This window comes from Mycobacterium colombiense CECT 3035, from assembly GCF_002105755.1.
Classification (GTDB): Bacteria; Actinomycetota; Actinomycetes; order Mycobacteriales; family Mycobacteriaceae; genus Mycobacterium; species Mycobacterium colombiense.
Genome location: NZ_CP020821.1, coordinates 1316829 through 1328290, shown reverse-complemented (window position 1 = coordinate 1328290; position 11462 = coordinate 1316829). Strand labels below are relative to the sequence as shown.

At 66.6% G+C, this 11462-nt stretch carries 14 protein-coding genes; 9 read left to right on the top strand and 5 right to left on the bottom strand.

What is annotated here, in order from left to right; all coding sequences use genetic code 11:
• Window positions 1-170 precede the first annotated feature (170 nt).
• Window positions 171-839 (bottom strand): hypothetical protein, encoded by a 669-nt coding sequence (locus B9D87_RS06155; protein ID WP_101896835.1) that lies wholly within the window; start codon window positions 837-839, stop codon window positions 171-173.
• Window positions 840-1003: 164 nt separating this feature from the next.
• Between B9D87_RS06155 and B9D87_RS06150 the strand changes: the two genes are divergently transcribed.
• A complete protein-coding gene (locus tag B9D87_RS06150; protein WP_007771254.1) occupies window positions 1004-1468 on the top strand; it encodes a hypothetical protein in 465 nt (154 codons plus the stop codon).
• A gap of 123 nt (window positions 1469-1591) precedes the next feature.
• Entirely contained in the window at window positions 1592-2722 is a 1131-nt protein-coding gene (locus B9D87_RS06145) for a nitronate monooxygenase (protein ID WP_007771255.1), read from the top strand.
• 16 nt (window positions 2723-2738) lie between these two features.
• Here the strand turns inward: B9D87_RS06145 and B9D87_RS06140 are convergent, their stop codons facing one another.
• The 3 genes from B9D87_RS06140 to B9D87_RS06130 form a co-directional block, all read right to left on the bottom strand.
• On the bottom strand, window positions 2739-2960 hold the full coding sequence (locus B9D87_RS06140) for an Rv1893 family protein (protein WP_007771257.1): 222 nt from the start codon (window positions 2958-2960) through the stop codon (window positions 2739-2741).
• Window positions 2961-3038: 78 nt separating this feature from the next.
• Window positions 3039-3242, bottom strand: a complete 204-nt coding sequence (locus B9D87_RS06135) for a hypothetical protein (protein WP_238553439.1) — start codon at window positions 3240-3242, stop codon at window positions 3039-3041.
• A gap of 92 nt (window positions 3243-3334) precedes the next feature.
• Complete coding sequence (locus B9D87_RS06130; RefSeq protein ID WP_007771261.1) at window positions 3335-3733, bottom strand: hypothetical protein; 399 nt, start codon at window positions 3731-3733, stop codon at window positions 3335-3337.
• Window positions 3734-3980: 247 nt separating this feature from the next.
• Here B9D87_RS06130 and B9D87_RS06125 point away from each other — a divergent pair, with 247 nt between their 5' ends.
• Genes B9D87_RS06125 through B9D87_RS06115 form a run of 3 tightly spaced genes read left to right on the top strand, consistent with a single transcriptional unit; the run spans window position 3981 to window position 6878 of the window.
• On the top strand, window positions 3981-5279 hold the full coding sequence (locus B9D87_RS06125; protein WP_007771263.1) for a cytochrome P450: 1299 nt from the start codon (window positions 3981-3983) through the stop codon (window positions 5277-5279).
• A gap of 12 nt (window positions 5280-5291) precedes the next feature.
• Complete coding sequence (locus B9D87_RS06120) at window positions 5292-6305, top strand: alcohol dehydrogenase catalytic domain-containing protein (RefSeq protein ID WP_007771264.1); 1014 nt, start codon at window positions 5292-5294, stop codon at window positions 6303-6305.
• A gap of 12 nt (window positions 6306-6317) precedes the next feature.
• Window positions 6318-6878, top strand: a complete 561-nt coding sequence (locus B9D87_RS06115) for a YceI family protein (protein ID WP_007771265.1) — start codon at window positions 6318-6320, stop codon at window positions 6876-6878.
• A 28-nt stretch (window positions 6879-6906) separates the two neighbouring features.
• Here B9D87_RS06115 and B9D87_RS06110 read toward each other — a convergent pair whose 3' ends face one another.
• A complete protein-coding gene (locus tag B9D87_RS06110; protein ID WP_040629853.1) occupies window positions 6907-8034 on the bottom strand; it encodes a DUF7159 family protein in 1128 nt (375 codons plus the stop codon).
• 685 nt (window positions 8035-8719) lie between these two features.
• Here B9D87_RS06110 and ag85B point away from each other — a divergent pair.
• The 4 genes from ag85B (at window position 8720) to B9D87_RS06090 (ending at window position 11459) form a co-directional block, all read left to right on the top strand.
• Window positions 8720-9712, top strand: a complete 993-nt coding sequence (gene ag85B / locus B9D87_RS06105; RefSeq protein ID WP_007771267.1) for a diacylglycerol acyltransferase/mycolyltransferase Ag85B — start codon at window positions 8720-8722, stop codon at window positions 9710-9712.
• Window positions 9713-9822: 110 nt separating this feature from the next.
• Window positions 9823-10407, top strand: coding sequence for a chorismate mutase (locus B9D87_RS06100; protein WP_007771268.1), 585 nt, complete (start codon window positions 9823-9825; stop codon window positions 10405-10407).
• Window positions 10408-10512: 105 nt separating this feature from the next.
• Window positions 10513-10950 (top strand): resuscitation-promoting factor RpfC, encoded by a 438-nt coding sequence (rpfC, locus tag B9D87_RS06095; RefSeq protein ID WP_007771269.1) that lies wholly within the window; start codon window positions 10513-10515, stop codon window positions 10948-10950.
• 35 nt (window positions 10951-10985) lie between these two features.
• Complete coding sequence (locus tag B9D87_RS06090; RefSeq protein ID WP_174320916.1) at window positions 10986-11459, top strand: SRPBCC family protein; 474 nt, start codon at window positions 10986-10988, stop codon at window positions 11457-11459.
• Window positions 11460-11462 lie beyond the last annotated feature (3 nt).

Here is an 11462-nt window from a genome sequence, read left to right as displayed (position 1 = left end):
GGATCCTCTCCGTGTGGCGTGGCAGCCAATTACGCTACGCAGAGTTTCGTAATTGGCAGCACTACGGTACCCGGTCGCTCGGCGCCGGATCAAGGGATCCGGGGCCACGGCTCGCCGGCCTCGTCGCCCGCATCAACGGTGGAAGGCGTCGCTGCGTGATGGGCGCCGCGTTACTCGAGCCCGTATCCGCCCCGCAAGTCCTTGTGCGCGGCCTCCAGGGTGCGATCGCACAGGTCCACGAGTGCTTCGAGATCGAGATCCGATTCCCTGCCCAACCTGTCCAGCCAGACCGTCTCCACCTTCCTCAGCTCCGACCACTTGAGCTCGCCCTCGTAATACACGGTCACGTCCTCGCGGGGGGCGGGGCAGGCCGTGCTCTGCGCCAATTGCCGTTTGCACGAATCCAATTGAGTGAGTGAGTAGCCGTGCTCGCGGAACTGCCGATCCCACTCGTCGAGTAGCAGGCTGACCAGGTCGCGCACCGGTGGCGCGGCGTAGACCAACAGCTCGGCCACGCCGTCGTCCAGGCCCAGGCGCATACGGAAGTCGTAGAGCTCACGGATGGCCTCGGCGCGCCGCTGGCTCGCGACCTCCTCGGCGGTGCCGACGCCTTCGTACTGCGCCGCGCGTTTGACGTAGATCGTCGCGGAGATCAGCGACTTCAATACGGCCTTCTTGTCCTCGGCCGCCCGCTTCTCGAAGTCGAGCACACGTTCGTGGCGGCGGTCTTCGGCCTTGTTCTTGGCGTCGATGCGCTTCGTCCAGATCGCGACGGTTGCGCTCGAAATCACGGATGCAAGCGGTACGACGGCATTCATCACCAGCGTCATCCAGTTCATTCGCCGACCCTAGGCTTACGATCGGCGTTCCGCATGCGAATCGCGAGGAGTGGCCCGAGGCTTTGCCGGCCCCCGATGCCCCTTGCGCTGCCGAGAACAATGGGTCCAAGTGGCGACCGCGTCGCGGCACGCCGCCCGGGATGGATCAGAGGTGGGTGAGAGCCATGGCCTCGTTGCTCATGGCCTGCGGCGGGTTCCTGTTCGCCGTCTTGTGGATGGACTTGATTTTCGACGTCCAGGTTCTCCGCTACCGGAAGGCGCCGACCGAACTTCCCGAGCCCGTGCTCGCGTCCATCGCGGCGTACTACCACCGCGCGACCACCACGTCGCGGCCGATGAACCGCCTGATCGCGGTCGTCATGTTGACGTTGCTGGGGGTGCTCGTCCTGCAGGCCGCGCGTGGACACGACCCGGGCTGGCTGCTGGTGACCTCGGCCCCGATTGCCGGCATTCCGACCATGTTGGCGTTGACGCACACCGTTCCCGATGCGAAACAACTCGGGCGTCGCACGGACAGCCCGTCCGAGCAGACGCGCCTGGCGCGATCGATCTGTCGAGACCATCTGCTCTCCGCCGCCTGCATGCTCACGTTTCTCATCCTGTGGGTGGCGACCAGCATCGCGATCTGACACGCACGACGGACCCACGACGGACCGTAGTAACGAGGCGCAGGCCGGGACCCGCTGGCCACGTCAGTGAGCCACGTACTAAACTAGAACACGTTCCAATTCGGCGAGCTCCTAGGAGTTGTAATGCACACCCCTATCTGCGACGAACTCGGGATCGAGTTCCCGATTTTCGCCTTCACCCACTGCCGCGACGTCGTCGTGGCGGTCAGCAAGGCTGGGGGGTTCGGCGTGCTCGGAGCGGTCGGCTTCACCCCCGAGCAGCTGGAGATCGAACTCAACTGGATCGACGAGAACATCGGCGACCACCCCTACGGCGTCGACATCGTGATCCCGAACAAGTACGAGGGCATGGACTCCCACCTGTCGGCGGAGGAGCTGGCCGAGACGCTGCGCAAGATGGTGCCACAGGAGCACCTGGACTTCGGCAAGAAGATCCTCGCCGACCACGGCGTGCCGGTCGAGGACAGCGACGGCGACACCCTGCAGCTGCTCGGCTGGACCGAGGCGACCGCCACGCCCCAGGTGGAGGTGGCGCTCAAGCACCCGAAGGTGAAGATGATCGCCAACGCGCTGGGCACCCCGCCGGCCGAGATGATCAAGCACATCCACGACGCGGGGCTCAAGGTGGCGGCGCTGTGCGGCTCCCCCTCGCAGGCTCGCAAGCACGCCGACGCGGGCGTCGACATCATCATCGCCCAGGGCGGTGAGGCCGGCGGGCACTGCGGCGAGGTCGGCTCGATCGTGCTGTGGCCGCAGGTCGTCAAGGAGGTCGCCCCGGTTCCGGTGCTGGCCGCGGGTGGCATCGGCAGCGGTGAGCAGATCGCGGCCGCGCTGGCGCTCGGCGCGCAGGGCGCGTGGACCGGATCGCAGTGGCTGATGGTCGAGGAGTCCTCGAACACCCCGGTCCAGCAGCAGGCCTACGTCAAGGCGGGCAGCCGCGACACCGTCCGCAGCCGCTCGTTCACCGGCAAGCCGGCGCGCATGCTGCGCAACGACTGGACCGAGGCATGGGAGGCGCCGGAAAACCCGAAGCCGCTCGGAATGCCGTTGCAGTACATGGTGTCTGGCATGGCCGTCCGCGCCACCAACAGGTACCCCAACGAATCCGTCGACGTGGCGTTCAACCCCGTCGGTCAGGTGGTCGGCCAGTTCACCAAGGTGGAGAAGACCTCAACGGTCATCGAGCGCTGGGTGCAGGAGTACCTGGAAGCCACCAACCGGCTCGACGAGCTCAACGAGGCCGCCTCCGTCTAGCGCGGAGGCGTCGCCCCTACACGTCGTCGACTTCGTCGCGACCGGTGAACACTTCCTTCGTCCGGTCCAGCGCGTACGTGCCGATGTCGATCGAATTCGCAACGATGCCGCTGGCGCCCCCGGCGAGGTCGCCGCGGATGATGTCGCTGGCGTGTTCGACGATGTCGGAGGCTTTCTCGACGGCGTTGGTCGCGATGTCCCTCGCCGCGTCGACTGCATCTTTGGGATTGAAGGCCATCTCGAGTCTCCTTTGGTCGCAGGGCGGTCGCCTCGACTCTAGACGGGGTCGCGCACCATTTCTCGTCGGCGTCGCGGCCTAGTAATGCACCAACGAACGCCAGTAGTCGTCGGGAATCTCGGCCCCGGAGCGCATTATTCGCGCCAGCCCGGCGGCCATCGCGATGCCCAGCAGTCCCAGCCACAGCCCGGCCAGTGCGATGACGCCCCACAGCACCGCGGTGACGGTGGGCCACGGGGAGAGCATCGCGAGCACCGGCGCGAAGAAGAACCCGGTGCCGATGTATCACGCCGACCCGGCGCGATCGGAGGCCAGCACGAAACGCAGCCAGCGGGGAATCGGATTTTGGGTCGGCGTGGGTTCGCGCATCGCCGTTATCCCGAAGGCGGGAAGAACCCTGCGCCGGTGAACCATCCCTCTTGCCACCCTTGGGCGCCCAGGCACAGCATCGGCAGTCCGCGATCCGATTGCGCCGCGGCCTGCGGCCCCGGGCATTTCGCGCCGGGCTGCTGGACCCCGTACAGCGGGTAGGACGCCACCCAATATCCGGTGGTGGCCGCCGGGAACTGGTTGGGCGGCGGGAAGTGACAGGCCTCGGCCTGGCCACTGGGCCCTCGCCCGAAGATGAAACTCTCGTAGTTGTCGCACGGAGCGCCCAGCGAGGCCTGATAGTTCATCCCCGGTACGTCGCCGTCGTAGCCGGCGGCCGCGCACGGCGCCAAGCCGATCGTGATGCCCGCTATCGAAGCGGCGCTGAGCAGTTCCCGAATCATGTCCTACCCCGCCTGTCGTCGCCGGTGACCTGCACCAAAGCATATCGGTCGGACCGCCGGCCACAAGACCGTTCCGGTGTACCGGCGCGAGCGCCGGCGTAGACCCGCCCCGCGGTGAGAAACCGCCGGTGAAGAACACGTTCCAATTCGTGCCCGGGGATCTTGCGCCAATGCTTCCCAACCAAGGTGCGGCAGTGGTTTCCTTGCACAAGGACGACTAGACCACTTCGTCATCGAGGAGCGGGCCATGCCAACCGTCGAGCCATCCGCCAAGCCGGTCCCCAATCTGCCTCCCGGCTTCGACTTCACCGACCCGGACATCCACGCCGAGCGGCTCCCGGTGGAAGAACTGGCCGAGCTGCGCCGTACCGCGCCGATCTGGTGGAACGAACAGCCGGACGGGGTGGGCGGATTCGATGACGGCGGCTTCTGGGTGGTGTCCAAGCACAAGGACGTCAAAGAGATCTCGCGGCGCAGCGACGTGTTCTCCAGCCTGGAGAACACCGCCCTGCCCCGATACAAAGAGGGCACGGTGCGCGAGCAGCGGGAGACCGGCAAGTTCGTCTTGCTCAACATGGACGCCCCGCAGCACACCCACCTCCGCAAAATCATCTCCCGCGGGTTCACCCCCCGCGCCGTCGAGCTGCTGCGCGATGACCTGAACGAGCGCGCCCGACGCATCGTCGCGGCCGCGGCCGCAGAGGGTTCCGGCGACTTCGTCGAGCAGGTGTCCTGCGAGCTGCCCCTGCAGGCGATCGCCGGTCTGATGGGGGTGCCGCAAGAGGACCGCATGAAGCTGTTCCACTGGTCGAACGAGATGGTGGGCGACCAGGATCCCGAGTTCGCGCGCAACGACGCGATGGGCGCCTCGGTCGAACTGATCACCTACGCCATGCAGATGGCCGCCGACCGTAAGCAAAACCCCGGCGATGACATCGTCACCAAGCTGATCGAGGCCGACGTCGACGGGCACAAGCTCTCCGACGACGAGTTCGGCTTCTTCGTGATCCTGCTGGCGGTCGCCGGCAACGAGACGACGCGCAACTCGATCACCCAGGGCATGATGGCCTTCACCGACTTCCCGGATCAGTGGGAGCTCTACAAGCGCGAGCGCCCCGTCACCACCGCCGACGAGATCGTGCGCTGGGCGACGCCGGTCACCTCATTCCAGCGGACCGCGCTGCAGGACTACGAGCTGTCCGGCGTGCAGATCAAGAAGGGCCAACGGGTCGTAATGGTCTATCGCTCAGCCAATTTCGATGAGGACGTGTTCGACGACCCGTTCACCTTCAACATTCTGCGGGATCCCAACCCGCACGTGGGCTTCGGTGGCACCGGCGCGCACTACTGCCTCGGGGCCAACCTGGCGCGGATGACAATCGACCTGATGTTCAACGCGATCGCCGACGCCATGCCCAATCTGGAATCGGCCGGCAAGCCCGAACGGCTCCGGTCGGGCTGGCTCAACGGAATCAAGCACTGGCAGGTCGACTATCACACCAACGGCGCCCAGCAATGCCCTGTCGCGCATCAGGCGCAGGGGTGACAAGCTAGGGGCATGCCCACGCATCGAGCCGTCCATGTCCCGTCCGCAGGCGCAGCTTTGGAGCTGGTCGATGCCGAAACCAAACCACCGGGTCGCGACGAGGTACGGCTGACGGTCGCCGCGTGCGGCATCTGCGGCACCGACGCGCACTTCGTCAACGGCGGGTTCCCGGGCATGTCCTGGCCGCTGACTCCCGGACATGAGATCGCCGGCAAGGTCGCCGAGATCGGCGATGGCGTACAGGATTTCGCGATCGGTGATCGCGTCGCGGTCGGCTGGTTCGGCGGATGCTGCCACCGCTGCAACCAATGCGGTAAGGGTCAGTTCATTCACTGCGAGAACGGCAAGGTGCCGAGTTGGCAGTATCCCGGCGGGTACGCGGAGTCGGTGACCGTGCCGGTGAGCGCGCTGGCGCGAATCCCGGCCGAGCTTTCCGACGCCGAAGCCGCCCCGATGGGGTGTGCGGGCGTGACCACTTACAACGCTCTGCGGCACACCAAGGCGCTGCCCGGTGACCGGGTGGCGATCCTCGGTGTCGGCGGCCTGGGCCACCTGGGCGTGCAGTTCGCCCGGGCGATGGGCTTCGAAACCATTGCGATCAACCGCGGTACCGGCAAGGCCGACGATGCCCGGAAGTTGGGCGCCCATCACTACATCGACTCCACGGCCAGCGACCCGGCCGAGGCGCTGAAGGACCTGGGCGGCGCGACCGTCGTCCTGGCCACCGCCGGCAATTCACAAGCCATGGCCGCCACGGTCGGCGGCATACTCCCCCAAGGCGAACTGGTCACCATCGGGGTCACGCCCGAGCCGCTGCCGATCAGTCCGGTGCAACTGATTACGCCGGGCGTCAGCATCGTCGGCCATCCCTCCGGGACCGCGAAGGATGTCGAAGACACGATGCACTTCGCTGTCCTGTCCGGCGTGCGGGCGTGGATCGAGGAACTTCCGCTGTCACAGGCCAGGGAGGGCTATGCGGCCCTGGAAGAAGGTCGGGCGCACTACCGCACCGTTTTGACCATGTGACACCCTCGGTCCGTGACCTCCGACAAAAACTCGGTGTGGACGATCGGTCCGACTGACGGTGAATTGTTGCTGCACACCGGTGTTGCCGGTAGGGCGGCACGGATGGGGCATCGGCTCACCGTCGCGATGACGCGCTGGCGCGCCACCGTGAGCTGGGCCGGTTCTCGGCCCGTCAGCGCACAACTCGCGGTCGAGACGGATTCGTTCGAGGTGCTGCGCGGCGACGGCGGTGTCAAAGGGCTGTCCGGGGCGGAGAAGGCATTGGTACGCACCAATGCGCTGAAGTCGTTGTCCGCCAGTCGATTTCCCGAGATCCGCTACACCGCGGACGTCATCGATGAGGCGGACGGCGGGTACCACCTGACCGGCACGCTGGACATCCGGGGAAAGTCGCGAGGCCACGTGATCGACGTCCGCACAGAAGATCTCGGGGACTCGTGGCGGATGTCAGTCGAATCCGCCGTCCGCCAGTCCGACTACGGCATCAAGCCCTACTCGCTGCTGATGGGTTCGGTCCAGGTCGCCGACGAGGTGTCGTTGACCTTCTCCGCGGTTCACGCCCGGAACAGCTGAACGCCGCGGGCGCGGCGCCGGTGGGAAATCAGGGCTGCGGGTCGGTCGCTGCGCGCGGGGTGTCCTCAGCCGCAGGCTCGCCGGTGTCGCCGGGAATGTGCTCCAGTACCCGGGTCAGATACGGCTGCCGGTCGCCGCCGGTGCCCGGCTGCTCCTCAGGGGGGCTCGGCTGCGAAACCGGTTCTCCGGCAGGCGGCTTGGCCTGCGCAGCCGCCGGCTTCGTCGGAGGGGCCGCCGGAAGCGGCGCCACGGCCGTGACCGCCTCGGCGATCTGCGGCGTCGGCGGGTGCGTAGCGTGCTTCGGCGCGGGCGCCGCGCTGGCGGGGCCGACGTGGATCCCCACCGCGAGTGACACCGAGCCGACGAAGGTGATGGCTCCGGCCGCCAGCGCGGTCAGCGCCCCGGAGTAGGACAACTGCCGCTTCTGAGCCGGTGCCGGAACGGGTTCGCTGACGTGCTCCACCAACTGCTCGTCGGTGAATTCGGTGCTGCGGGCCGCGGACAGCGCGGCGCCGCGCGCAATGGTCACCTGGGCCATCGACTGCACGAAAACCGGTACGGGCAAAGTCTTTTCGAGTTGCCAGGAGAGCCCGTCGATGTCGCTATGGCCGCCGACCACCACCACGCCGCCCGGTTGCCAACCGTTGCGTTCGAACATGCCGGTAAGCCATCGGGTCAGGCCGTCGAAGCCGCCGCGCACGTGCTTGGTGGCCGTCTGGGTCTCCCCGTCGTGCGTGTCGACCATGGCGACGGTTGTCACGTCGTGGTCGAGGATGCAGACCGCCGTCTGCTCATAGCCGATGACGGGCGCGATGGCCTGAGCCAGCGTCTCGACGGCGTCCAGGAATCGAATTGGCACGACGTTGTCGAATCCCGCGTCGGTCAACGCCTCCAGCACCAGCGCGGCCTGTGCGGATGCTTCGTCGGTCCAGGTGACTCCGATGACCCGCAGGCGGTGGTCGCTTGCGGCCGCAGTGGTTTCGGCCCGCAACACCTCGTCCACTACCTGCTCCGCGGTACCCACGGCGCGCACGCCGTGGCCTGCACGCAGCGCGAGCTCCTGGTGATCGAGGATGGTGCCGTCCGCGCCGTGTCCTTCGGCGACCACCCAACCAACGGCGGTCGGCGTCACTGACAGGCCAAGAACCGTGTCCAAAATCTATGCCCCAATCGGTCCCGCGCCCGACGCCCTCAGCCGCACCGACGCGCACCATGAAGCCGCAGGCGCGGTGATTCGTGAGAGCCGGAACAGACACGGGATAGCGTGGTCTTCGTCGGCTTGCTCCGAGAGAGCCTACGCGGTCGGCGCAAGTCCGGCTGCCCCGGTCAGTCATCGCTGGGGAATCGCCAGATGAACACGGCGGCGCCCGCAACGGCGGCGCGGCTGCCGACGCGCCCGCGGAGGTGGGCGGCGGCAGTTCTGCGGCAAATTCCACACCGATTTATCGGCCGGGCAAATATTCGTCGGGTGTCGGCGCGCGGCGGCGAGGCCTCAAACCGATCAAAGATGCGACACGTCGCCGTTCGGTGGCGGTGCGCGCCGAAATCTAATCCCGGGCTCGTATTGGGTGCCTTCTATAACGTGGCGATCGCGGTGCCCGCGGCGCCCACAACCCCTCAAGGGCGGCGCTGCCTGGCGCTTTCCGACGCGACGGGTTGGGCCGCCCGGCGAGCGGGTACGCGTGGCCTATCGCCGCCCGGGTGTGCCGGGTGGCGAAATTATGAGGTGAAAAGCGATGCCGAAACGAGACGCGTTCGCGTCCCAATCGACATTTCGCGGAGTCACACGGTAAATTCCTGTGAGACCACGATCACACTGACCACATCGACAAGGGGCAGGTATGACAGATCTGAGCGAGAAGGTCCGGGCCTGGGGGCGCCGGCTTTTGGTCGGCACAGCGGCGGCAGCCACACTGCCGGGCCTGATCGGTCTTGCCGGCGGTGCCCCGACAGCGAACGCGTTTTCGCGTCCGGGTCTGCCCGTCGAGTACCTGCAGGTGCCGTCCGCGGGCATGGGCCGCAACATCAAGGTCCAGTTCCAGAGCGGCGGCAACGGCTCTCCCGCGGTGTATCTGCTGGACGGTCTGCGGGCTCAAGACGACTACAACGGGTGGGACATCAACACCCCTGCGTTCGAGTGGTACTACCAGTCGGGCCTGTCGGTCGTCATGCCGGTCGGCGGACAATCCAGCTTCTACAGCGACTGGTACAACCAGGCGTGCGGTAAGGCCGGTTGCCAGACGTACAAGTGGGAGACCTTCCTGACCAGCGAGCTGCCGCAGTACCTGCAGTCCAACAAGAGTGTGAAGCCCAACGGAAGCGCAGCGATCGGCATCTCGATGGCCGGTTCCTCGGCGTTGATCCTGGCCGCCTACCACCCGGCGCAGTTCGTCTACGCCGGCTCGCTGTCGGCCCTGATGGATCCCTCGCAGGGCATGGGCCCGTCGCTGATCGGCTTGGCGATGGGAGACGCCGGCGGTTACAAGGCCAACGACATGTGGGGGCCGTCGAGCGACCCGGCCTGGGCTCGCAACGACCCGACCATCCAGATCCCGAAGCTGGTCGGCAACAACACCCGGCTCTGGGTGTACTGCGGTAACGGCACGCCGTCCGAGCTCGGTGGGGCGAACATGCCGGCCGAGTTCCTGGAGAACTTCGTGCGCAGCAGCAACCTGAAGTTCCGGGACGCCTACAACGGCGCCGGCGGCCACAACGCCGTATTCAACTTCGACGCCAACGGCACGCACAGCTGGGAGTACTGGGGAGCGCAGCTCAACGCCATGAAGCCCGACCTGCAAGGCGCCCTCGGCGCCACTCAGGGCGGCGGCGGATAGCGCTTCGCCCGGCTCGTTCACTACTGCGCCTGACAACTTCGTCAGGCGCAGTAGTGCGTCAAGGGGTCCGGCTGCCCGGCGCGGGTGACCGACACGCCAGAATCGTCGTCATGCACCGCAGCGTTCACCGGCCGCGCCTGACCGCAGCCGCGCGGTGTGGCGCGGTGACCGTGGGCCTTGCGATGCTCGCGGCACCGGTTCGGGCCGACCCGGCGAGCCCGCTGACCCCCTTGGTCGACGCCGCCGCGCAACGGCTGCAGGTTGCCGAGCCGGTCGCCGCCTACAAGTGGAATCAGCACGGCGCCATCGAAGACCCGGTCCGCGTCCAGCAGGAGTTGGCCAGGCTGGGCGACGAGGCCGACGCCGCGCACGTCGACCGCGACTACGTCACCCGGGTCTTCGGGGACCAGATCGGCGCCACCGAGGCCATCGAATACAGCCGGTTCGCGGACTGGAAGCTGAACCCGGCAAGCGCTCCGGGCGATTCGCCGGACCTGTCGGCCTCGCGCTCATCGATCGACGCCTTCAACCGGGCGATGGTGGCCCAGATTTCGGACGACTGGAACCTGCTGCACTCTCCGGAATGCGCCGCGCAACTGGGCGCGGCGCGGAACGAGGTCATCCGTGATCGCCGGCTCGACGGCCTGTACCAAAAGGCCCTCTCATCAGCGACGCAGTCGTATTGCCAGCGATAATTTAATTTTTCCTCACCGATTTCTAACGGTCCGATTTGGCCTGCTAAAAAAGCGATCTCCGCAGATAGATGGCATATCTCACGCCATTTTCGAATAGGTAACGCTTTGGCCACACGCGCCGAAATCCTGGACATGAAATATCTCTGCAAGCTTCTCGTCAAGTCCGTAGCGGTCGGCGGGTTCATTGCAGCGTCGATGGCTTCGTCCGCGGGTGTGGTGAGCGCGGAACCCACCCCCAACTGGGACGCGATCGCTCAATGCGAATCCGGTGGCAACTGGCACGCCAACACCGGGAACGGCGAATACGGTGGGCTGCAATTCAAACCGAGCACGTGGGCCCGTTACGGCGGCGTCGGGAACCCCGCAGCCGCGTCCAGGGAGCAGCAAATCGCCGTGGCCAACCGGGTTTTCGCCGAAGAGGGCGTGGAGGCCTGGCCGAAGTGCGGCGCGAATTCCGGGCTGCCGATCGGTTGGTACTCGCACCCGGCGCAGGGCATCAAGCAGATCATCAACGGCCTGATCCAGGCGGCCGTCCCGCACTGACGAAACGCACCTGCGGTCTATGACCCGGCGCCCTGCTGTGTTTGGATCAGCCCATGGAAGGTTCGGCGACTGTTCACATGGCGGCGCCTGCGGCCAAGATCTGGGATCTCATCGCAGATGTCCGCAACACCGGAAAGTTCTCCCCGGAGGTTTTTGAAGCCGAGTGGCTGGGCGACGCGACCGGCCCGGCGCTCGGTGCCAAATTCCGCGGCCACGTCAAGCGCAACGAGATGGGCCCGGTGTACTGGACGACGTGCAAGGTCACCGCGTGTGAACCGGGCCGCGAATTCGGGTTCACGGTGCTGCTCGGTGACAGGCCGGTCAACAACTGGCATTATCGCCTGGCGCCCAGCGACGGCGGGACCGACGTCACCGAGTCGTTCCGGCTCAACCCGGCACCATGGCTCGGCGTGTACTGGTTGTTCGGCGGCTTTCTGCGCAAGCGCCGCAATATCCGCGACATGACCAAGACGCTGAACCGCATCAAAGACGTCGTCGAGGCGGGCTGACGC

Coding starts and splice junctions, on each gene's coding strand:
- B9D87_RS06155 (WP_101896835.1), bottom strand. CDS start 839: ATGAACTGGATGACGCTGGTGATGAATGCCGTCGTACCGCTTGCATCC.
- B9D87_RS06150 (WP_007771254.1), top strand. CDS start 1,004: ATGGCCTCGTTGCTCATGGCCTGCGGCGGGTTCCTGTTCGCCGTCTTG.
- B9D87_RS06145 (WP_007771255.1), top strand. CDS start 1,592: ATGCACACCCCTATCTGCGACGAACTCGGGATCGAGTTCCCGATTTTC.
- B9D87_RS06140 (WP_007771257.1), bottom strand. CDS start 2,960: ATGGCCTTCAATCCCAAAGATGCAGTCGACGCGGCGAGGGACATCGCG.
- B9D87_RS06130 (WP_007771261.1), bottom strand. CDS start 3,733: ATGATTCGGGAACTGCTCAGCGCCGCTTCGATAGCGGGCATCACGATC.
- B9D87_RS06125 (WP_007771263.1), top strand. CDS start 3,981: ATGCCAACCGTCGAGCCATCCGCCAAGCCGGTCCCCAATCTGCCTCCC.
- B9D87_RS06120 (WP_007771264.1), top strand. CDS start 5,292: ATGCCCACGCATCGAGCCGTCCATGTCCCGTCCGCAGGCGCAGCTTTG.
- ag85B (WP_007771267.1), top strand. CDS start 8,720: ATGACAGATCTGAGCGAGAAGGTCCGGGCCTGGGGGCGCCGGCTTTTG.
- B9D87_RS06100 (WP_007771268.1), top strand. CDS start 9,823: ATGCACCGCAGCGTTCACCGGCCGCGCCTGACCGCAGCCGCGCGGTGT.